Annotated in this window: 14 protein-coding genes and 1 pseudogene; 7 read left to right on the top strand and 8 right to left on the bottom strand. The window is 43.4% G+C overall.

The annotated features are described in order from the left end of the window. The 4 genes from BSAG_RS14960 to BSAG_RS14945 all read left to right on the top strand — a co-directional run bounded on the left by BSAG_RS14960 (window position 1) and on the right by BSAG_RS14945 (window position 4,287). Window positions 1-294: a PG0541 family transporter-associated protein gene (locus tag BSAG_RS14960; protein WP_004313472.1), complete on the top strand. Its 294-nt coding sequence runs from the start codon at window positions 1-3 to the stop codon at window positions 292-294. Window positions 295-517: 223 nt separating this feature from the next. Next, entirely contained in the window at window positions 518-1,909 is a 1,392-nt protein-coding gene (locus tag BSAG_RS14955; RefSeq protein ID WP_008023016.1) for an SGNH/GDSL hydrolase family protein, read from the top strand. Beyond that, the gene (locus BSAG_RS14950) at window positions 1,896-2,813 is read left to right on the top strand and encodes an SGNH/GDSL hydrolase family protein (protein WP_008770600.1); all 918 of its coding nucleotides are present in this window, start codon (window positions 1,896-1,898) and stop codon (window positions 2,811-2,813) included. Before BSAG_RS14955 ends, BSAG_RS14950 begins: the two co-directional genes overlap by 14 nt. After that, on the top strand, window positions 2,800-4,287 hold the full coding sequence (locus BSAG_RS14945) for an MBOAT family O-acyltransferase (protein WP_008016305.1): 1,488 nt from the start codon (window positions 2,800-2,802) through the stop codon (window positions 4,285-4,287). Before BSAG_RS14950 ends, BSAG_RS14945 begins: the two co-directional genes overlap by 14 nt. A 246-nt stretch (window positions 4,288-4,533) precedes the next feature. On the opposite strand, the gene BSAG_RS14940 is transcribed toward BSAG_RS14945, so the two are convergent. From BSAG_RS14940 to BSAG_RS14905, 8 genes are all read right to left on the bottom strand, one after another. Continuing rightward, entirely contained in the window at window positions 4,534-7,689 is a 3,156-nt protein-coding gene (locus tag BSAG_RS14940) for a DUF4906 domain-containing protein (protein ID WP_004313476.1), read from the bottom strand. Window positions 7,690-7,691: 2 nt separating this feature from the next. Further along, window positions 7,692-10,163 (bottom strand): DUF4906 domain-containing protein, encoded by a 2,472-nt coding sequence (locus BSAG_RS14935; protein WP_004313477.1) that lies wholly within the window; start codon window positions 10,161-10,163, stop codon window positions 7,692-7,694. A 9-nt stretch (window positions 10,164-10,172) separates the two neighbouring features. Further along, entirely contained in the window at window positions 10,173-11,315 is a 1,143-nt protein-coding gene (locus BSAG_RS14930) for a FimB/Mfa2 family fimbrial subunit (protein WP_004313478.1), read from the bottom strand. 21 nt (window positions 11,316-11,336) lie between these two features. Next, a complete protein-coding gene (locus BSAG_RS14925; RefSeq protein ID WP_004313479.1) occupies window positions 11,337-12,725 on the bottom strand; it encodes a hypothetical protein in 1,389 nt (462 codons plus the stop codon). A 167-nt stretch (window positions 12,726-12,892) separates the two neighbouring features. Beyond that, window positions 12,893-14,242: a membrane lipoprotein lipid attachment site-containing protein gene (locus tag BSAG_RS14920; RefSeq protein WP_008770603.1), complete on the bottom strand. Its 1,350-nt coding sequence runs from the start codon at window positions 14,240-14,242 to the stop codon at window positions 12,893-12,895. Window positions 14,243-14,436: 194 nt separating this feature from the next. Further along, complete coding sequence (locus tag BSAG_RS14915) at window positions 14,437-15,942, bottom strand: DUF3868 domain-containing protein (protein WP_004313481.1); 1,506 nt, start codon at window positions 15,940-15,942, stop codon at window positions 14,437-14,439. Window positions 15,943-15,952: 10 nt separating this feature from the next. Then, complete coding sequence (locus BSAG_RS14910; protein WP_004313482.1) at window positions 15,953-16,540, bottom strand: DUF3575 domain-containing protein; 588 nt, start codon at window positions 16,538-16,540, stop codon at window positions 15,953-15,955. A 438-nt stretch (window positions 16,541-16,978) separates the two neighbouring features. Next, window positions 16,979-18,157 (bottom strand): tyrosine-type recombinase/integrase, encoded by a 1,179-nt coding sequence (locus BSAG_RS14905; RefSeq protein WP_004315331.1) that lies wholly within the window; start codon window positions 18,155-18,157, stop codon window positions 16,979-16,981. 223 nt (window positions 18,158-18,380) lie between these two features. On the opposite strand from BSAG_RS14905, the gene BSAG_RS14900 reads away from it, so the two are divergent. From BSAG_RS14900 to BSAG_RS25585, 3 genes and pseudogenes are all read left to right on the top strand, one after another. Then, entirely contained in the window at window positions 18,381-19,385 is a 1,005-nt protein-coding gene (locus tag BSAG_RS14900; RefSeq protein WP_004315332.1) for an aldo/keto reductase, read from the top strand. 297 nt (window positions 19,386-19,682) lie between these two features. Continuing rightward, entirely contained in the window at window positions 19,683-20,798 is a 1,116-nt protein-coding gene (locus BSAG_RS14895; RefSeq protein WP_008997437.1) for a hypothetical protein, read from the top strand. A 325-nt stretch (window positions 20,799-21,123) separates the two neighbouring features. Next, window positions 21,124-21,408: pseudogene (locus BSAG_RS25585) on the top strand (transposase); the annotation flags it as partial. Window positions 21,409-22,429 lie beyond the last annotated feature (1,021 nt).

A 22,429-nucleotide genomic window follows, 5' to 3' on the forward strand; every position in this document is an offset into this window, starting at 1 on the left:
ATGAAATCAGTATTGATAACATTCGATCAGGCTTATTACGAACGAATCATGGCATTACTCGACCGTTTGGGTTGTCGTGGCTTTACATACCTTGAGAAAGTGCAGGGACGTGGTTCGAAAACAGGCGATCCGCATTTCGGAAGCCATGCTTGGCCAAGTATGTGCTCGGCTATCTTGACGGTAGTAGACGACAGCAAAGTCGATCCGTTGCTCGACACCTTGCATATAATGGACTTGGAAACCGAACAATTAGGTTTGCGTGCATTTGTGTGGAACATTGAACGGACGATCTGACCGATGTCCGGCATGTAAATAAGTAAAAAGGGAGAATCTCATAAATAATGTAGATTCTCCCTTCTTTTTTATTGCTTTTCTCTATCTTTGCAGCCTGAAAATGTCCGGCACCGATGAAGGCCTCCTCCGGCACCGATGAGGAGATGGTTCGGCACCGAGGAAGAGGTAGCTCGGCACCGGGTAAAAACAAGAACTAAAATAGTGCCTATATCTACTTGTAAAGATGGAGATAATAAAGAATTATTTGAAATATTCGTTGTGGTTCGTACTGATTGTGTTTGCAGTCTTACTCGGGCTTCATTGGCTTCCGGCGCTGACTATTGACGGGCACACGATGAGGCGTGTAGACCTTTTGAGCGACCTTCGTTATCCGGAATCAGAGACTGCCGCAGCTGATTCGGACAGCATCCCTTTGCCTCCTGTTGTAAAACCTGCCTTTGTAGATACCTGTCGTACAGGTATGACTTGCATTGAAGATTACAGTGATTCCACTCTCCGGGGGATGACTCCTTTTTATAAAGCACTTGACCGTGTCTCTTCCGATGACTCCGATGACAAACAGGTACGTATTGCCGTATTCGGAGATTCCTTTATCGAAGCGGATATCTTTACGGCTGACTTACGTGAAATGCTTCAGAAACAATTCGGCGGTTGTGGTGTAGGTTTTGTAACCATCACTTCTATGACAAGCGGTTACCGCCCTACGGTGCGACATACGTTTGGCGGATGGTCCAGTCATGCGGTAACAGACAGCGTCTATTTCGATAAGAAGAAACAAGGCATATCCGGTCATTATTTCGTTCCCCGCAACGGAGCTTATGTAGAACTGCGCGGGCAAAATAAATATGCCTCCCTGCTCGATACTTGCCAGCGTGCCTCCATCTTCTTCCATAACAGAGACTCCGTTCTCCTTTCTGCTCGTGTGAACAAAGGAGAAAACAAGAATTATTCATTAGGCCCTTCCGACGGATTGCAGCAAATTCAGGTAGACGGACGCATCGGCTCTATCCGTTGGACAGTAGACCGTGCAGACTCTACATTGTTCTATGGTTTGGCAATGGATGGAAAGAAAGGAATCATTCTCGACAACTTCTCGTTGCGTGGCAGTTCCGGTCTTTCTCTGCGGGGCATTCCTCCACAGATGTTGAAACAGTTTAACCGCCAACGTCCTTACGACCTCATTATCCTCGAATATGGTTTGAATGTAGCTACCGAACGGGGACGCAATTATGATAACTATCAAAAAGGACTGCTCACAGCTATCGAGCATTTGAAAGAATGTTTCCCACAAGCAGGAATCCTGTTGTTGAGCGTCGGCGACCGTGATTCTAAAAACGAGAACGGTGAACTTCGTACCATGCCCGGTGTGAAGAATCTGATTCGTTATCAGCAGAACATTGCCGCCGAAAGCGGTATCGCCTTTTGGAATATGTTTGAAGCAATGGGCGGAGAAGGCAGCATGGCAAAACTAGTGCATGCCAAACCTTCTATGGCAAACTACGATTATACGCATATAAACTTCCGTGGCGGCAAGCATTTGGCGGGACTACTTTATGAAACGATGATTTATGGTAAGGAACAATACGACAGGAGGCGTGCTTATGAGCAAGAATAATCTGCAGTCTGTCTTTATTCTTATTCTCGCCGGTATGTTGAGTGTTCCTTGTTTCCTTGCAGAAGCAATCGCGCAAGACCGTATCCCTGCATGTCCTCCACTGGGAAAGACCGCAAAACTTATAAAGCCCTTACGGGAAATGAACTGGGCAAATGATACGATCACTGTACAAATATCCTTCCCTTCAGCTTTCCGCGAAACCGGTCGGAATGAGATTATTGACAGTATCGCTCTGCTGGCTCCCGTCTTTGAACATCTCCGTCAGGTGCGTGCCGGACTCTCCGAAGATACAGTCCGTATCGTTCATATTGGCGACAGCCATGTACGTGGGCATATCTACCCTCAAACCATCGGTGCCCGTTTGACAGAAACTTTCGGTGCTGTTTCTTATATAGATAAAGGCGTCAACGGAGCTACTTGCCTTACCTTTACCCATCCGGATCGTATTGCCGAAATTGCCGCCCTGAAGCCCGAATTGTTGATTCTCTCTTTCGGAACCAATGAAAGCCATAACCGGCGTTATAATATAAATGTGCACTACAATCAGATGGATGAACTGGTGAAACTGTTGCACGACAGTCTTCCTAACGTACCTATTCTTCTGACTACCCCTCCCGGTTCTTATGAAAGTTTCCGGCAACGAAGGCGTAGACGCACGTATGCCATCAATCCACGTACAGCGACAGCAGCGGAAACCATTCGTTGTTATGCAAAAGACCATCGTCTGCTCGTGTGGGATATGTACGATGTAGTCGGAGGGAAGCGCCGTGCCTGCACGAACTGGACGGACGCAAAACTGATGCGGCCCGATCATGTACATTATTTACCCGAAGGATACATCCTGCAAGGAAATTTATTATACCAAGCACTTATCAAAGCATATAATGACTATGTTTCCCATTGATATAGATTTCAGTAGACTGAAAGAGGTACTTACCTACGATCCGCAAGCGCCAATGATATTCAGCAGCGGTATCTTCCTTTGGTTGTTCGCTGCTTTCATGGTGGTGTATGTGTTGCTACAACGCAAATACACCGCCCGTATCATGTTTGTTACTCTCTTCTCCTATTATTTTTACTATAAGAGTAGCGGCACCTATTTTTTCCTGCTTGCCATAGTCACCGTTGCCGACTTTTTCCTTGCGCAACTTATGGATCGTGTAGAGGGTTATTGGAAACGTAAAGGATTGGTCGCTTTGAGTTTGGGAGTTAATTTAGGACTTCTTGCTTATTTCAAATATACCAATTTTCTGGGTGGAGTGATTGCGTCATTGATGGGAGGAGAATTTACCGCTCTCGATATATTCCTGCCGGTCGGCATCTCCTTTTTCACTTTCCAGTCATTGAGCTACACCATCGACGTTTACCGAAGAGACATAAAACCATTGACCAATCTTTTGGACTATGCCTTCTACGTATCTTTCTTCCCCCAGTTGGTGGCAGGACCTATCGTGCGTGCCCGCGACTTTATTCCGCAAATCCGGAAACCCCTATTCGTCTCGCAGGAAATGTTCGGACGCGGAATTTTTCTGATCGTTTCCGGTCTTTTCAAGAAAGCTATCATATCCGATTATATCAGCATCAACTTTGTGGAACGTATTTTTGATAACCCTACTCTTTATTCCGGTGTTGAGAATCTGATGGGAGTCTATGGTTATGCTTTACAGATTTACTGTGACTTTTCCGGATATAGCGACATGGCTATCGGTATCGCCTTATTATTAGGTTTCCATTTCAATCTCAACTTTAATTCACCTTATAAGTCTGCCTCTATTACGGAATTTTGGCGTCGTTGGCACATCTCTTTATCCAGTTGGCTAAAAGATTATTTATACATTTCTCTGGGAGGAAACCGAAAAGGTAAATTCCGGCAATATCTCAACTTGATAATTACCATGTTCTTGGGCGGTCTGTGGCATGGCGCCTCCTGGAACTTCGTTCTTTGGGGAACTTTTCATGGAGTAGCTCTGGCATTACATAAAATGTGGATGTCTATCACCGGGCGTAAGAAAGGAGAGGAAAGTCACGGTTGGCGCCGTGTGTTTGGAGTAATTATCACTTTCCATTTTGTCTGCTTCTGCTGGATATTCTTCCGCAATGCCGATTTCCAGAATTCAATGGATATGCTGGGGCAGATATTCACTACTTTCCGTCCGCAGCTGTTCCCGCAATTACTTGAAGGATATTGGAAAGTCTTTGCGTTGATGTTGCTTGGCTTCCTGCTTCATTTTGCTCCTGATAGTTGGGAAAATGCAGCTTGTCGAGGAGTGATCCGTTTGCCGTTCCTAGGAAAAGCAGTATTGATGGTCGCTTTGATTTATCTGGTTATTCAAATGAAGAGTTCGGAGATTCAGCCGTTCATATATTTCCAATTCTAATTAGTTAAATTTACTCCTGTACATTGGTTTAAAACCAAGAACTCGTTTCTCACCGAGAAACAATTTGTTCCTCACCGAGGAAACTACAGTTTCTCGGTGAGGAACAAATTGTTGGTTAAAATTCGGAAATGAGGTTTCCAATAAGTCTTGATAAAGTAAAGTCTACCTCTGTACCGTTGTGTATGGCAGAGATAGACTTGCTGGAGGATTTTTTGAATATCGATTGGCTTTACTATTGTTCTAATTCTACGGAATGTCTTTGATGCAACGAAGCCGGTTTCTCCTAGAAGATTTAGTTGAAGCGTCTATCGTAAGACCATAATTAACATCAATAGAACCACAGAGCGCTTCTTTGGGGCGACTTGTAGAGGAGCGTTCTGTGGAACTCCAATATCCGCTATTGTAATAAGTTTCTGTCTTAACTTTGTTTAATGCATTAAAACCAGTTTCAGAAGATTTTTTTTCTAATTCGTGCGCAAATATTAGAATCATGGATAATTCCCGGCTATTTGGTACGCGCCAACTTCCGGGCTCGTCTGTACCACTTTTCCCTTTATAAGCGTAGCATCCGGTATTCATTGCTTTTGATGAAATATCCCAACTTTGGGTATTGGCTGTATTGAGCCTTCCATTCGCTTCCGCCCAAGTCATAGTGATGCTGTTCTTTCCCGGAGTCCCTGCGGCATTCTGGAGTATATCACTGGCAGTGTTACTTTTCGTGTCGCCGTCATTATACACGTCCGTAGGTGATACAATAAATTTTGGTGAAGAAAAAGAAGAAACTAAAATTCCATTGGTGATGGTACTACCGGTTATCGGGTAATTTTTTCTCACGCGGAAAACAGTTTTACCTAATGGTTTGGAAGCGTCGCTTTGAGAGACACTTTCGTCATATTCTGTACCTGTGGTAGAATAACTATATAGATCCAGTTTTTCATATAACTCGGCTTTCCCTTCGGCAGTCGTTCTATCTAGGATTCCGTAAGGCAAAGTTGATAAATCTATCATTGCATAGCTGTCTGCTCCGTCTGTATATGTGGTAACTTTGGTTCCTGCTTTTCTTTCTGGAGAAACAGGTATGTTTCTGACACAGCGAACTTCTTTCGAACTGTTTTTATTTGTGTTGCTGGAATTCCAGCCTGCCAATTCTATCGACCAGCCGGGAGCAGTGCTTGCATCTAGTTCTAATGCTAATGCCATCGGGCTATTATAAATGATAGTTCCGGCGGAAGCTAGTATCCCGAATGCCTGATATGCGGATGGTAAATACCATTCAAGTTCATTATTATCAGGGTCATCCGGGAGATAGTCTATCACACCATTTCCATTTTTATCTCTATTTAAGTCATGACAGAATCTTGCGTGGAAGCTGTTATAGTAGTTATATTGATATAAATCTATATTGCCATTGATTTTTCGCATAGTTGGAATGATGCTCTCCCGCCCATTATTAACAACATAGTTACCAGGATTCGTTGCTAAATTAAATGTTGCTTGCTTACCGTTCATAAAACTGCAGTAGTTTGTTTCGGCATCCTTATCCTTATTCCATGTATAAAAGGTCATAACATTATAATATCCAGAATATATGTAGTTTGCTGGTGTTATTTGATCGTCAATTCTGCTCTTATGCTCATCAAACGCATCAATGATGAGTCCCTCTGTGTATTGCCCATCTTTTATTTCACCGCCAAACAGCCCGGCATAATGTCCTCTTTTTTGTTTAATGGTATATGTTCCTTTCTTGCTTTTGGGGATTCCTTCAGCGTTTATTTCTTCGGTAGTCACTTGTACATAGAGAGTTCGCTCATATACGAAATCGGAAGTGGTGTAGTTTGTAACAGCCTTATAAATCTTGTTTCTATCGAATTCGGGGTCTACAATCATCCCATTCTCATCGGTGATATACTCGTCCGCATATAGGTATAGTTTGAATCGTGTTGGCACGAAAATATTGGTTTCTATCTGATTGGTGAGTGTATTTGCGCCACCATTACGCACCACTTCCGTATAATTTGGGTATGATGAAAGTTGAAGCCAGTTCTCTGTTGGAGAGTTCATGTTGACTAATTGTGTACATCTTGCATCCTTATAAATGCCGACAGTTACCTTCCGCCCTTGTGCATAGATGATAACAGGCCGCCATCCGTAGTGGGCATCAAAATAAACACCGGTTGCTCCAATTATATCTCCTGTTCCGTTTCCGCTGGATGAGCGAGTGGAGGATGAAAGATAAACTTTCTGTTCGGCCGTATATGAACGGATACGTCCATCATTAAGATCAACAGAATTGATGATTGTCCGGAGATCATAATAGCTGTTTATTTCCACATCAAAATTATCCGTGTTGTTATTTCCAACATATATCTGGTGGACTGTATAAAGACTTCGACTGCTTTTGGCGTATGACCACGCTTCGATATTTGTACCGGCTTCGGGCGCTTTTCCCGTTCCGTCGGTCACTTTCCGGTATCTGTCCCTTTCGGATGCTATATCTGCTACGGTTCCTTGTTTGTTCTGCGCAACATACCATTGCGATGTGAAGAAGCCGTCCGTGTCCTTGTCTGCGTCTTCGAAAGCATTGTCGCTTTCCAGGTCTGCCATTGGGATATTGTCTATTACGTCTTTATCTGCCGATGCGGGGTTGATACATAATTTGATGGGTACTTTGAGTAACCTCATACCTTCGAGCGTGTTTTCCGTGACATCGAATTTATGTTTCAGTGTGATGCGGGATACCAGCCGTTTAACTTCTATACCGCCGGAGAAACCATCCGGTGTGCCGTAGACAATTTCACCGTTGTCGCTATCTCCGGTTTTTCTTACGCTGACTCCTTTTGCGGCTCCGGCGTATGGAATTTCGCTCTCCATGGTTATCCGCGAATAGTAGAGTCCGTTTCTGTTGTCAACATAATCCAGTTGCAGGTTTTCAAGTTCGTTGATGTTTCGTATTTCCGCCAGGTTGGCCGCTACGGTTACTTTTTTGCCTAAAGCTACCAGGTAAAGCGTCTGGTCAGTGCCCACGCGTAGCGTGACATTCAGCAGAGCCATGTCGTTTACCATCGTCACCTCGTCGGAAACCTGCTGGGGCGAGCCATGTATGGAGCCGTCGCTATGAAACTGAAACAACCATAGATTGTACAGTTCCGTCACCTCTCCCGAACGTGTTTTGGCCGGAGATGTCTCTTTGAAGAATTCTACAGAGAAAGCATTATCAGTGGACATACTTCTCGATTGTAGTTCCTGCGGACTCGAAGCCGGAGGTATCTTAAAGCTAAGTTCTACTTTCACGCGTTCGCCTTCTTCTCCATTGCCGGAAGATGGCAACAGTTCTTCTCTGACGCATGAGGTCAGAGCCATTATTGTCAGCACTATCAGTATGTTTGTGGTTTTATTTTTCATGGTCACTTCGTGTTTTGGTAATAATTATAAGAGCTTGATGATATATCGCGATACCCAGATTCGTCTTTCTCTTTCATATATACAACAAAAGAAAGTCCGATAACATCCGGCGTATCATTAGCGAGTATATCCAGTTCCACGTCATATTCGTGTTGGTTTCCATCTGTAATGGTTGCAACTGTACTTTCTTCACCGCGGGGAGCGCTGAGATAAGTATACCGGACTTTAAGTTGAGCTCCTATGGGCATGGCTACGTCGTCAGGAGTAAGTTCGATATGTATGGTATACTTGCCTCCCTCTCCTTTTATTCTATTATCAGTTCCCAGACCATTAATACTTGGTATTCCTCTGATGCTATATCTGTTCTGTGTTATCGTGAAATAATAAGTAGTCTCTTCACCGGTGAAGTGCATGGAAGTGAACTTCACTCCAAAGGTGCGGTCTTCGGTCCTTGATTCTCTGCGTGCGATGTACGCTTTGGGAGTCTGGGTATAAGAACCTTCGATTTCGTGCATAACTCCTGTGGCTAAAGGTGTGAATGAGAAGTCATCGAAATTCATGGAAGTTCCTACGTGGTCTCCGCTCTTGATAAGTTCCATTTTCCAGTATGGCACGTTACTGTCCACATAGAAAGGCAGTCCGTTGATGGCTGCTCCCTTATAGTTTACGGACGTAGGCGGGTTGATTGTTATACGGGCTGCAGGAATGTTGTTTCTTACGCAACGAACGGTATATCCTTGTCCGGGAGCGGCTGCGCCGAGCACTGCTGCTGTCGGATTCTGGCTGTCGAAGGAGAATGCCTTGTTGCTTTCCGTGCTCCAATAGTTTCCCTTGTAATAATGGGAGGAAACCAGCACTCCGCTTTCATTGCGGTACTTGACGTTGGGTATCAGCAGTTCATGAAAAGAACAGTATCCATTATTATTTTCACTTTCTGCCCCGTTTGCTGCCTTCATCAATATGGCATATTCGGTAGGATTGGCCATGTGCCACTGTTGGTTGTCTACCTTCCCTTCCACACCTATCTGATGAGGGGATAATGCTGCCAGACGACAGGGATCTCCCTTACCCTGTGCTACCAGTTCGGGCGTATTCCCTGATGGGATATTGCTCGCATCCGTGATATAAGGGACATCATCCCAGCTACCGATACCCGTCACATTGAAATTTCCGGGATACCAGATTACATCATTGGTCGCTTCAACAGCCGTCGGGGCAGTGAACCCCTGCTCTATAGTGGTCGTAGCATCATTTCCGGTAGCTATCAGGCTGCCGTATTTGAACAGGGCATCGTGGTAGGCGTCGCCTTTATATACTTTAAGTATGCCGGAATAAGCCGTGTAGTCACTCCACACATTGACATTCTTGTTGAAGTCCGCCTCCCGGTCACTCACGATGACCAGTCCTTCTACCGGCTTCCAGTTTACCGTGATGTTGTACAGCTTGACAGGTTCAATCACCACATAGATGCCTTTGCTGCCTATCTGTTTAATGGTCGCATAGACATTATAATTGGTATTACGAAGGAGTCTGAAATTAGCATCTCCTTCACGGAGCAGTATCTTGTACGTAGTGGGTACGCCCCCATAAGTTGCGTTGATAAACAAATAAGCGGCATTATCCGGGTCAGTAGCTTTTGTTCCGTCGTCCGTTCCATTCTCATAGAACGATTTTTCCGCAATAATGGCGGTTGGAAAGGTATGATACAGTTTGCCGTTGTACTCTTTGTCTCCCTCGGATGCGGAAATGGTCATTTCGGAACCATTGAAGAGATCCTGTTTGGTATTGTCGGCATCCAGCCGGTCTACCAGGTAGCTGTTGCGTGGTATATTGCTAACCTGCACGTTGCTGATTTTTATTTCTTCCGTCACCGCATCGTCCTGTCGCAAAAACACGGATACTTGCGACATCACGCGGGGCATATCGATGGTTGCGGTTGTGGATGCTGTCGTGAAATCACCTTTGTATCTGCCGCCTTCCGAATTGTATACGGGGCGCAGTTGCGCCATTCCTTGTCCGGACGTCGTTCCCGGTTGAATCTTTATCTCTCCCAGATTGGCCAACGGCATATTGCCGGAGGTCAGCGCGCTGCTTTGCCAGTCGAATCCGGCGCCGTCGATATCCGTACGCTTCGTCACGGCATTCAGTTTCTCCGTCAGTTCGGGCGTCTCGTTGATGATGGCGGCGAAATAATATACTCCCGGGCTGACAGCAAGATTGAACAACCCGCTGTCGTCAATGTTCAGCGTCCCGTTGGAAGTGGTATAATTATTTAATAATGTCTCATTCTGAAAGAGCATGAAACGCACTTTCTCTATGGTCACTCCCTCCACCACGCTGCCGGTAAGGGCTTTGGTCTTTATCTGTACGGTCACTTTCTCCGCTTCAGGCAGGTTCATCACAGCGGATTCTTTGGCGCAGCCCGACAGGAGCGCGGCCGCGGCCAATGCCAGTATTCTATATCTTATTCTCATTTTCATATCCTATTCAGCAGGTTTTACGTTCACAATTTCCCATTCTCCGATAAAGATTCTGATGTTCAGGTTAGCGCCGATGCGTACTTCCACCGGATGTTCGTATATCCGGTCGAAATCGCTCTGCGATTGGTAGATATACGCTCCCGTGTCGGGGTTGCGTGCCTTGAACAGCATACTGACGATGTCAATCGGCTGTTCCGGAATCCTGCGTCCGCCGGGTGTCTCGATATATAAAAGCACCGGGCGGTCCATTGTCAGCCGCAATACCTTGATGTCGGCAGAGAGCGTGTTCGCGTCCATCAATGTCTTGAATGGAGAGTAGCGGACGGAGCGGGTGTACCCGTCAAATGTGTTGTCGGACTTATACCTCTCGTCGGTAGCAACCGCCCACAGTTTGAAGTCCGTATCCCGGTTCGCGGCGTGCGTGTCCCGGACTTCCGGCGTGAGATGTTCCAGTCCGCTTAAAGTGACTTTCAGTAGGTTGGTGTTGCGGATCAGTTCGATGCGGCGTGCGGTGACCACGCTGTTTTTAACTTCCACGGTTTCATAGGTATACATATCGCTTTGGGGATGGCGGGAGCCTGCCGCGCCATACCACAGGTCGTTTATCTCCTCTGCTTCCGGAACAAGTTCTTCGGGCAGTCCGGATGCCGTCCGGCATTTTAAGAACATATAGAGGTCGTCCGCCATTGTCGCTCCCAGCGTGACGTCTTTCCTTAAATTATGGCTTGCCGGATTTTTCATTTCTCCATGAAAATAAGTAGTGTTGTCTTTCTGCCCGTTATCCGCCCATGATATAATTCTGTATTTTCCCGGCGGCACTTTATCCAGATTCATCACATACTCGTCAGAGAGCTTTCCCCACGGGTTCGGTTTTGACACCGTCTGTATCTGTCCGTTTTGCAGGTAACTATATTCCAGTTTGTCTCCGTTGTCTGTCGCGTGGAGTTGAAGTATGCCCTCCGTGTCAAACAGGTACACGTGAATCCGCCGCACCTTTTCGCCGAAGAGATTGCCGTTGCCGGTATGATGGGTGAAGTAGAAATCGAGTCTGAGTCCCGAAAAGCAATCTTCCGTGTTCTCTTTGGTGCATCCTGCGAAAAGAGATGCAGTAATCAGGAGTATTCCTATGAAATATGTTTTATTCATTCTTTCTTTTATTTTCTCCGGTTAAAGTTCTACTTCCAAGTCTTTGTCTCTCCACTTGGAGACACGAAGCCCGAGTGCTAGATCTGCGCCTTCAGGTTCGGGCACGTGAGACGTCTGATCGAAATCTTTGATGATGGGATCTGACTCCGTCACTTTATCGCCATCGGTAATGCGAACGTCCAAACCCAATGACCATGGGGTGATAACGACATCATCAAGGTCGAGGGAATAGCAATACCCCGGCTTAAATGCGTTGATAATTTCATTATTACTTTTGTCGCTGAATGCCCTGACCGTCAGCCAGCGTTTTATCTTATCGGTACTAAAGCCCATAATCAGATGAGGCATTCCGTCTTTGATTTGTTGCAAAGTAGCGTCTGCCGCCACCGATTGGGGAAAAAGATGAAAAGCGTTCACCTTTGTAGTCTCTGATGTTCTTGCGTCATACATATTGGACTGCTGTCCTCCTTTCTTGTATTCAGCAAAACCTGTGGTCATGTTCCAGTCGGAGATACCATCGTTTGTATTCTTTATGATAGTGGCGGCGTTGAGGCTCGGCTTGAAATAATTCATATAAAAATAGAATCCGGTTGGCGTGCTGTTGATATCGAAGCCGTCGGGGAAGGGCGACCGGATGAGCCGGACACGATAGGAATAGATAGCGGCAGCGGTAGCGTCCGTTCCGTATTTCTTCCTGAAATTCTCCCGCGCGCCTGCTTCGGCTACGGTGATATCGGCTTCGGTGAAGTTCTTGATTTTGTCTCTGCCTGCGGTTCCGTCCGTCCAGTCGAATGAAGCGCCTGTGGTTGCAGGGTTGGTGACCACGATTTCGCCCGGTATGATTTCAAACCGGCTCAATACGGGAGCCACTTCCACGATGGCTTTCACCTTGACGGAGAAAGGGTCCGATTCCTCGGGGATGACGATAATTTCTTTGGTAACTCCTTCGTAAGGAATCTCTGTCCGGTTCATGGTAGGGGCGGGCGGGTCGTCCTGGCTGCTCACCTGTAATTGGTTGATAAGCGGATTCTCCTCTTTAAACCGGTTTATCGTCACTTTCACGTATTGGGTTGTTACCGGAATCTTGGGTATGGAGAGTCTTGCCAACTTTCCGGTGGCGGTATTCCTGATGCCAGCAATCTCTGCATCGGTGGCTGTATAGGTGAATATGGGGGCGGCTTCAAGAGATTTATATAAATCGACTTTCAGCGTTTTTACCTCTGTGAAAGGCAATACATATCCCTCTCCGTCGTTGCCGGTGATAGGGGCATCTACGGCTCTGGTGGAGACGCTGCCTAACGATAAATTAATTTGTAGCTCGATACCGGAGTCTTCCGGCGAAGAAACGCGGCTCTCCTGGCTACAACCTGTCAGTATGGCAATCAACCCTACGAAAAAGACTTTTCTCATAATTCTGCATCAAAAAATGAATCTCATACTAACCGTTACAGGGTGCGGTTATCACCCGTTGCCGTTATTCTTTCCGGGGGAAGGGAGACGGCTTTGTGAAGGGAAGTGGTAATCAGCCACGTCCCCCCTTTTTTTATGCGTCGTTTAACGTCCGGTAATGGTCGTAATTACCACTCGGGTTTCACGTTGACAATAGTCCACTCGGTGATCTTGACAAGAACGTCGAGGTCTTTGCCTACCGGTTCCGGATTCGGGTCTGTCGGGTCTACGGGTTCCGGTATTTCAGGACCTGGTATATCGTTGTTAGTGGTAACTTTCAGCTTGGCGGAATATTGATTGATATTAATATCGGTGGCATTCAGTACGTATACTTTGCCGGCGTCGAAAGAGGTAATCAATACATCCGCAGCTTTCAATGCACGGATTGTCAGCCATCGGGGGGCGGTTGCACCGTTTGCTTTAGTGGTAAGTTTCAGAACGAAGTGCGGCATACTTGTTTTTACATCGGTGGTGCTGGCACCTGTGCCGTTTGTCGCTGTTTGAGGGAATAAATTGTATGCGATAACTTTGTCTGCTTCTACAGTGGTATCGAACATTTTTTCCATATCGCCACCTATTTTATATTTTTCCTTAGCAGCATCGTTCCAGTTGCCTGCACCGTCGTTGGCATTTAAGACTAAATCTCCATCTTTGGTGAGAGGTATATTATTCATATAATATTCGTCAATACTTTCAATCGTGTATGCGTCATCGTATGCATACGCGACGGTGTATTTGAAGCTCCATGTCGAAGGATCCGCAGTTCCCGGATTCGCTTTTCTCCACGCTTCTTGAGCGGCCTTTTCTGCCGCTGTAATTGTAGCATCGCTTACATGGGCTTTAGCCTGGTCTTTTGTTCCGTCTGCAACTCCGCTTGGTAGTATACCGCTTGCCGAACTATTCACCTTAATGTCTGATGCCTTGCCGTGAAACTCGAAACGTGACAATACAGGCGCCACTGAAACTTCGACACTGTAAAGGTCGTTCGTATTGTCGCCTATTCTTTCCCCTTCTGGTGTTTTCAATGTGATATCTTTAGGTGTACCACGATATTCCATCTTCGTGTATCCTATCTGCAAGTCATTGATGTCGGCAGCGTTCTTATCAACGTTCATATAAACGTTCACTTTAGTCGTAGCGCTGGGAATGTTGCTAATATTAACGGGTTTGCGGCCTGCAGCAGTGGCAGTCTGGTCGTCACCTTTTGCCGTAGCTACCTGCTCGGGTGTGAAATCATACGTGCCGAGCGAAGCATTGGATGCGTTGAAGTACTCGATGGTAATGTTTTGAATATTGTTTCTGACCGCTGTTATTGCTGTGGTCACTTCGTCATCGCTCATTCTCGTTTTAGGAGTAGCGACATCAAAAGAAAAATCGAGTGATTTCAGGTTCGTTGTTTCTTGGGTCACCTCGTTGTTCTCATTGGAACAAGCGGAGAGAGTGGCGGCGAATAAAGCCATGAAAATAATTTTCTTCATTGTTTTTATAAATAAAATGTTTAATAATTGCGTCAGCTTTTGCTTTAGCTTTTGTTTTGCCCGTTTGATAGTTTGGTCCCTAAACAAACTATAGGTGAATGCTTACCTGTAGGAGGTTGTTTTTTGTTATGCTTTCCTGTTTTTTAAAAGTGTTTATAAATCAGTTATTTATCTCTGTTGTTAATCTTTGTTGTTTATCTCTGCTGTTTTTTCTTTGTCATTTCTGCCAGATTTTGTTTGGCTTCCGGCAGTCCGGTTTCCGTTGCTTTGTTCAGGTGTGATGCTGCTTTGTCATAGTTGCCGCAAAGCATTTCCAGTACTCCCATTGTGTTGTGGTATTCGGGGATATCGAGTGATTTTTCTATTTTATTCAAATATCGCTTGGCGTAGACCGTATCTTTGCGTGACAACGCGGCTGCTGCTGCATTCAGATTGGCGGTCACGTCGTCGGGATATAGCTTCACGGCAGTTTCGAACAGGTCGATAAACTCTTGTGATCCCTTTTCGTAGGTGTTGGCAACAAGGAACATCTCATTCAAGCTAAGGTTTTGCGGACGGCTTTTGAATACCTCTTTAGCCTGTTCGATGCTGAAATTTCTGACGTCAAAGTCAATCTTACAAATCGCTTTGCGAAGCAAGGGGCAGAACTCCCGGATGATGTATCTGTATGGCTCGCCGCCTTTCAGATTCATCAATGTTTTTTTGCGCCTCACTTGGTCAGCGTAGCCACATTCGGCCGGGAAAGACCCGATGAACTCCAATACTTCTTTACGATACGGCATTTGGGATGCCTCTACACATTCTTTGAGTCCGTCCCAGTTCTCACCCCCGAAAGCGACTTGGTATAAACTCCGCGGATAATCGAATCGTGAAGCCAAATAACCGGTCAGTGCTTTGGCCCGGCCTTCGGACAACCGTTGATTGTTGGACAGCAAGCCTTCCGGTGAAGCGTAACCGATTACGTTAATCGCGCGGACTGTGACGTCCGGGTCGTCTTTTATCTCGGCAACGAGGTCGGTGACTTTCTTCAGTTCCTGCGGATTATTCATGTAATCGGGGCGGATATCGGTCTTGTTTACAACGAAATCCAGAAAAGCCTCGCTGATGATTTCGCGTCTTTTTACCGGTTCGACGACAGGTTGCACGTATGCCATGCTGGGAGTTATTTCGTACGGCTCTATTATTTTCTCTAGCGTTATACGGTTGGCAAGCATGGTGATGCCTATCCTCCGCGCAGGATTGCCGCAGCCGCAAAGGTCTTCATACATATCCAGCTTTGCGTCCGCCATCCACGGATTGTATTTCACGGCTACGCTGTATGCAATTGTTTTTGCGTTCCCCGATTTGAATCCGGGGACGACTGCATACGGAGCTTCTGCGGCATACGCCGTTTTTTCCCGGTTACTCATCAAGGCGGTTTCCCGTCGGTACACGTTATAGTTTTCACGTCCTTTGACGACTACTTCGGGCAGGTCCAGTCTGTCGCCTGCCGCTACCAGAGTGGGAATCAGGCTGATCGAACGACGTGAATCTACGTTTACCCCGGAAATGTCGAAAGAGAGTTTCACGTACACTGAATCCCCTTCTTGTTGCAGGGATAGCGCCGTGACGTGTATTTTCCCGGAATACTCTTTTTGCTGTGCTGATGTGTTCGTGCAGAACAACAACACGATGACGAATAGCATATATTGTCTTTTCATGTTTGTTTGTCTATTTAAGGTAATATATCAGTGATATTCCTGCTTTCGTAGGACCGAAATAATTTCTGCTTTCTGTTCCGATCTTTTCGCCGCACTTTTGGCATTTGTACTTGTCATAGTGCAAGCGTGCATATCCGATTCCTAGATTGGCTTCAATACTCCATCGTATGCCTAGAAAGAAGTTGTAGCCGTATGAAATTCCCCCTCCGTAGCCATAGCCTTCGAAGCGGTATTCTTTAGAACCTTTTCCGAATATGAGTGGCAAATCCTGTTGCGCAATATTATATTGGCTACCGAGAACGTGCACTCCGAGAAAGTGTCCGGAGAAGCGTTGGCATAGCCAGTAACGATATTCTATTTCGCCTAGCCAGTGGACTAGTTTTTTGTTGTTTTCAGCCGTTCCGTCAAGATTCCAGGGATTATAGCCGCCGCCTAAATCGAGTGTGCTTCTTTTACCCAAACCTATTTCAAGACTAAGATTCGGGGTATAGGTATAACCTCCGTAAAGTAAATTTGTTTTTATGGCTATATCCTGCGCTCTCGAGTATGAAACGAGGAGGGTTAGGATGAGGAGGGTGAAAATACTTCTTATTTTCATTATATTTACTTGTTGATTATTTTTGTATGTGTGTTTTTAAGTTTGTACTATTTGCCAGTTTGTTTCGTTAATTGAAAAAAATGTAATATCTGCCTATTCTTTCTCTTCAAAAGAGACGGAATAAAACTTGTATTATGTGCGTAATCGTCTTATAATTAGATGTGTAGTTGTGCGCTTGGCTGACGGAAAGTTCCTTTTATTTGTGAAATATGGGTAAATATATTTGCGGTAGCTTGAATTCATAGTGATCTGATTATTTTGAATATAGCTTAAACATTGTTTGAGAAATACTTGCGAGTAAAGATTTAAATTGTTTATTTTGCAAATAAATATTTTATTCCGTCTCTTTTGAAGAGAAAGAATTGCAGTGAATAATAATGTGTAAATCAATTGATTATGCATAGACTTTAATTCCATCTTGCAGTCCTGCATATATTCTTATATACCGGAAATCAGTTTGGCATTAGCATCATCAATCACGGACCTGTCAAGAGATGAGAGATATATTCGGGTTGTCTTTTCGCTATTATGTCCCATACTTTCACTGATGATTTGTGTAGATATACCTTTTTTCTTGGCTAGTGTAGCCCAACTATGGCGCGCCACGTATGAAGTCAAAGGTTTGGGAAGTCCCATGAAGCCGGAGATTTTCTTTAAATGAATATTATGAAGTCTCAAGGCACTATCATAATTCTGTGTACTTTCTGATAAAACAGGAAATAAGAAAGTTCCGTTACTGTAATGAGAGTATCTATCAATAATAGTTTTTAAGCATATTTCTAGTTTTATGCTAAGTTCTTGTCCGGTCTTATGGCGTCGGTAAATAATATATTCTCCTTGGATATTCTCTTTGGTTAGGTACGCCAGATCAATAAAAGCCATCCCTCGTGCATAAAAGCTGAACATAAACATATCGCGTGAAAAAGCCAATCGTGGTTTTGACGATAAATCCAATGTTTTTAATCTTGATATGACATCTTCGTCTATTGCCCGTTTGATGGTTTTATCATTGCCTACGAATACTTTTTTAAACGGATGCTTTTGTTCTGTATAGCTTTCTTCGACAGCTCTATTATAAATGGCTCTTAGGTTTCGCATATAGAATGAAATAGTATTATTACATATCTGCTGCTCTTTCAGATATCTTTCGTAGTCTGAAATAAGTTTAGGAGTCAGTTCTTCGAAAGAAATGTCAACTCCGTTTCTGAACCGGAGGAAACTTTTTACTGAAGCTATATATGATTTTGCGGTTCGGGGTTGGTTCTTGATATACAAATCATTTGTGACACTCTTGCTGAATACGGATAATAGGCTTTCACCTTGAATTTTTTTGAAAAGTTTGATGATGGTATCAATGTTGTTTTCACTTGTCAGAATGTGCTGAAGGTGTCGAATATCCCGGATGATGGAGTTTTCAATGAGCTGCAGTTCATATCTGCGCTGGTATTCGGCATTCGATATCGCAATTAGCGAACGCTTGTCATTCCACTCGTGTGAATGAATCTTATACGGAGTTGTTATCTCTCTGTATTCTTTATTCCTTGTCAACAGATAATAGATGGTTCCTTTCTTTTTCTTAATTGTTGATTCTCTAAATTTAACCTTGATAGTTATCATATTTTTCTATTTTTTTTAGGTAACGTGGACTACCGGCTATTGTTTTTTGTAAGGGGTAGAACGGTTTTATATTTTTGTTTAATTGTCTCAAGTAAAGAGACTGTCAGGGTTGTTATGGAAATTTTATTTAAATAATGCTGCCGTAAAATTTAGGCTGGTTCAAAAGTATTATTAAAATATATTTTCCTTTCTTTGTGAAAGGAAAATATAAACATTCTGTTTTATGGAAAACTCTTTCAGTTATCAGCCGGCAGCCGGACGCTACGAACGTATGCCCTATAAATATTGTGGCAAGAGCGGCTTGCAGTTACCTTTAATCTCTTTGGGGTTGTGGCACAACTTCGGTAGTGTGGACAATTTCGATGTAGCAACCGACATGATTAAGTATGCGTTCGATCATGGTGTCACCCATTTCGACCTGGCAAACAATTACGGTCCTGTTCCCGGAAGTGCTGAAACCAATTTCGGACGAATCTTGCGAGAGAACTTCCAGGGTTATCGGGATGAAATGATCATCTCTTCCAAAGCCGGACATGACATGTGGGCTGGCCCTTATGGCGGAAATAGCTCTCGTAAAAATCTGATGGCGAGCATTGACCAAAGTCTCCGTCGGACAGGGTTGGAGTATTTCGACATCTTTTATAGCCATCGTTATGATGGAGTTACTCCGGTCGAAGAAACCATTCAGACATTGATTGATATCGTGAAACAAGGGAAAGCGCTGTATATCGGAATCTCCAAATATCCTCCCGAACAAGCACGTATGGCCTACGAAATGATGACAAAAGCCGGTGTTCCCTGTCTCATCAGCCAGTATCGGTATAGTATGTTCGACCGTGAGGTGGAGGCCGAAACACTTCCGCTGGCAGCAGAATATGGTTCCGGTTTCATCGCTTTTTCTCCTTTGGCGCAAGGACTGTTGACAGATAAATACTTGAATGGTATTCCGGAAGGCTCTCGTGCCGCACGTTCTTCGGGTTTTCTCCAGCTTTCGCAAGTGACGCCTGAAAAGGTAGAAGCCGCCCGCCAGTTGAATGAAATAGCCCTCCGACGTGGACAAACACTTGCTGAAATGGCACTGGCATGGGTATTGAAAGACGAACGGATGACTTCGGTGATTGTGGGCGCAAGCTCTGTCAACCAGTTAGCCGACAATTTAAAAGCGTTGGATCATTTGGAGTTCTCGGCAGATGAGTTGAAAGAGATCGAACAGATTTTACCTGAATAATTTCAGTCTGAATCGTATGCTGATTTCACCTTATTATTGAAAATGATAAGGTGAAGTCATCTATTTTAAGGATGCTCCTGTCCAGTCATATACATATTTCCAAGATTTAACCATGCGATTGCATCTCCTCTGGCTGCTGCTATTTTAAAATATTCAAAAGGTTTTTAAAGTCACTAGCATCTATATCATTTAATAACAAAAGAATGGAATATTATTGAGTAAGAAAACAGAAAAGTGTTAGGAATGCTCGAAAAAAATATATACATTCGTATAATATTCACCTTAAATACTTGTGATATGAAGCAATTAACTGTAGTATTCGCTCTGTTGTGTATTTTTGCTTGTAGTAGCGAAGATATTGTAAGTACCGTTGAGGAATCTGTAAAGCCGGCTAATGAAGTGGCTATACAAACTGTTAATTTGCTTGATAGCCTTGAAATTATGGATTATATTTATAGCATTATTGGACCGATGGCTAAGACACGATCAAATCTACCAGGGGGAGGGTATATTCTTCCTGATAATTGGGATTCTCAATTAACAGATGAACAGCGCGAATTGATCAGGAACTCTTTCCCACGACCTCTCTTTTCTGCTGAAAGGAATGCTTTAAGGAAATCGTTTCCTTTAGTTGAATATTCCAATACAGTTGTTATGAATTATCCGTCATCTGGATATAATTGTTTTGCCTATTCGTTGGGGTTTAATAATAAGTGGATAGAGTTTAGTACTTGGGATCAAGTAAGATATGGATATGAAAATGCGAGTTCCGTGTATCATGCCGCTTATGATTACATGAAAGGGGCAACCTCAATATCAAGATACTATCCTGTAGTTTGGGGTTGGGGAAATACCCCTCTGCATGCATCTCTTGGAGGTAGTCCCCATTGCGAGGCACCTTATTCTAAGATGGGGCGTATGTGGCTATTGTGGCACCTTGTAAGTGTGTTTTCTAATGGAATGTATGGAGTTCCTGTGGAAACCTATGGGGCAGTTTCTCCTACCCGTAGTCTAAGTGAAATAGATGCTAATGCAATGAAAGAAATAAGTGAGGATATTCACGAAAATATAATCTTCTCACCGGATGAGTTGATGATGATTGCTAGAAAAGTAAAAACATGTAGAGATAGTTCAAGGTTTGAATCTCTGTTTAATGAATGGAAGGAAGCATGGCATTACTCGCTTAGTAATAACACTGCTACTACAAGAAATTTACCTCAATATGCCGATTTAAAGGCTATGGGAAAAGAAATCATTCCATTATTGATTGAGAAGATGGTAACAGAAGAGGATAATTTCTTTGCAATAAGATTGTATGAAGATCTACAAGATAATCCTAATCTGATAATACGATATGCGAACGATGATCCACACCAACTTGAAGGATTACAACAAACAACCAAAAAACTATAAAGAAGTGGTTAGAATATAATTCCAATTAAAGTTATCTTGGGAATGATAGGTTGTTGGATATTGCGTATACCTTTAAATTAAGAATATCGGCTCAAATTGGGCCGATATTTGAATATAAATATTCAAGAAATGGGATATCAATAATAATAGAGATAAGTCTGTTTTTAGGATCTTTTGCTGGAGTGTTTCTCGTTTGATTTTACTGTGAAAAACTTATTTGTAGTCTTAATCGAAAAATGAATTTTTGAGGTAAAGAAAATATGAATAATATTTCTCTGCTTTTGAAAGAACTGAATGTCATATGTGAGGATTATGAACGTAGGGAAAACTTACTGAATACTTTCAGTTCACATCGGATATACATCGTATGATTTATACCATAAATACAGTTGAGGACTGTCATCATCAGATACGGAAAGTGACAAAAAAACAAGGGCGTGTTCCCTAACAACACCGCCCTTAAAAAACTGTTTTACCTCGCTTATCGCAATATATGTAAGAAATGGACCATGTCATACTGGCTAACTGGGGAGCTAGTGCACGACAACTGGCGATAAAATTTGTAGATAGGTTTAAAATGTTGCAATTTTACGTCCGTTGGGACGGGTAGTCCTGCTCCTTGGCGCTGGCCGTTCACCGACCGATGAGATTGAATGAGAATAAAGCATACATAGTTTAATTTACACATCTCCCTGCCTGGTGAATGATTCCTCTTGTTCTTTTCTTCTGCAAACGATTTTTCATTTTCATTTCTCATATTCTCATAAATAATACGGTAATTATATGTAAATCAATAATATAATAGTATGAGAAATAAAATATAAAATGGTATTTCTCATACTATTTCTATCATTTATCCTTAAAAATGATGCATTTCTCATAGGTTTTAAATCGTTTCTCATCTTATTCTCATACTCCTTTTATCTATTTTACTCCTTTCTCATGCATTATGGCTGTATCTTTTCCCAGACTCTCGTCGAACTTTACGATTATTCCTTTTTCTTATGTCGTTTATTAAGCAACTTCCTATTGTTTACTGCTTTCCTGTGTATCATGCACCTTATATCCTTATGCTTTTCCTTAATTATTACCATTTTTTCCTACTACTATCTGTATCGTTGCACTCGAGTGAACAGATCGTTTCACTCGAGTAGACGGTTCTTTCTACTCTAGTGCACAGGCCTGTTCACTCGAGTGCAACGATACAGATGCAGGTAGGAAAATATGCGAATGTCTGCTCTATATACTTTCAATAAGCACTGATAATGTATTGTAAAGCTGTGTCTAGTCTGGTATTCAACCTGGTCTTTAGTTTAGGATCTAGCTTGAGAATTTATAGCATAAATAGTCAAAATACTATGAGAAATACCTTGAAAAGGTATGAGAAATGCACTGTTTTCAGTATAAAACGCTGGTAATACTATGAGAAATGCCTTTTTTATTTTATTTCTCATAGTGTTATATTGATGATTTACAGTTGATTATTGTGCAACCTATGAGAATATGAGAAATGAAAATGAGAAATCATTTCTAGTGGCGCTGCGTCGCTGAATATCCTGTATTCTGCTGGTCATGCCCAATTAACCATTCCAATTAATCCATCCCCTTTAATAATCCCCTTTAATAATCTC

The sequence above is a fragment of the Bacteroides sp. D1 genome (genome assembly GCF_000157095.2).
Classification (GTDB): domain Bacteria; phylum Bacteroidota; class Bacteroidia; order Bacteroidales; family Bacteroidaceae; genus Bacteroides; species Bacteroides xylanisolvens.

What these genes read in the sequence shown, in the direction of transcription:
- BSAG_RS14960 (WP_004313472.1), top strand. Translation starts at nt 1, where the DNA reads ATGAAATCAGTATTGATAACATTCGATCAGGCTTATTACGAACGAATC.
- BSAG_RS14955 (WP_008023016.1), top strand. Translation starts at nt 518, where the DNA reads ATGGAGATAATAAAGAATTATTTGAAATATTCGTTGTGGTTCGTACTG.
- BSAG_RS14950 (WP_008770600.1), top strand. Translation starts at nt 1,896, where the DNA reads ATGAGCAAGAATAATCTGCAGTCTGTCTTTATTCTTATTCTCGCCGGT.
- BSAG_RS14945 (WP_008016305.1), top strand. Translation starts at nt 2,800, where the DNA reads ATGTTTCCCATTGATATAGATTTCAGTAGACTGAAAGAGGTACTTACC.
- BSAG_RS14940 (WP_004313476.1), bottom strand. Translation starts at nt 7,689, where the DNA reads ATGAAAAATAAAACCACAAACATACTGATAGTGCTGACAATAATGGCT.
- BSAG_RS14935 (WP_004313477.1), bottom strand. Translation starts at nt 10,163, where the DNA reads ATGAGAATAAGATATAGAATACTGGCATTGGCCGCGGCCGCGCTCCTG.
- BSAG_RS14930 (WP_004313478.1), bottom strand. Translation starts at nt 11,315, where the DNA reads ATGAATAAAACATATTTCATAGGAATACTCCTGATTACTGCATCTCTT.
- BSAG_RS14925 (WP_004313479.1), bottom strand. Translation starts at nt 12,725, where the DNA reads ATGAGAAAAGTCTTTTTCGTAGGGTTGATTGCCATACTGACAGGTTGT.
- BSAG_RS14920 (WP_008770603.1), bottom strand. Translation starts at nt 14,242, where the DNA reads ATGAAGAAAATTATTTTCATGGCTTTATTCGCCGCCACTCTCTCCGCT.
- BSAG_RS14915 (WP_004313481.1), bottom strand. Translation starts at nt 15,942, where the DNA reads ATGAAAAGACAATATATGCTATTCGTCATCGTGTTGTTGTTCTGCACG.
- BSAG_RS14910 (WP_004313482.1), bottom strand. Translation starts at nt 16,540, where the DNA reads ATGAAAATAAGAAGTATTTTCACCCTCCTCATCCTAACCCTCCTCGTT.
- BSAG_RS14905 (WP_004315331.1), bottom strand. Translation starts at nt 18,157, where the DNA reads ATGATAACTATCAAGGTTAAATTTAGAGAATCAACAATTAAGAAAAAG.
- BSAG_RS14900 (WP_004315332.1), top strand. Translation starts at nt 18,381, where the DNA reads ATGGAAAACTCTTTCAGTTATCAGCCGGCAGCCGGACGCTACGAACGT.
- BSAG_RS14895 (WP_008997437.1), top strand. Translation starts at nt 19,683, where the DNA reads ATGAAGCAATTAACTGTAGTATTCGCTCTGTTGTGTATTTTTGCTTGT.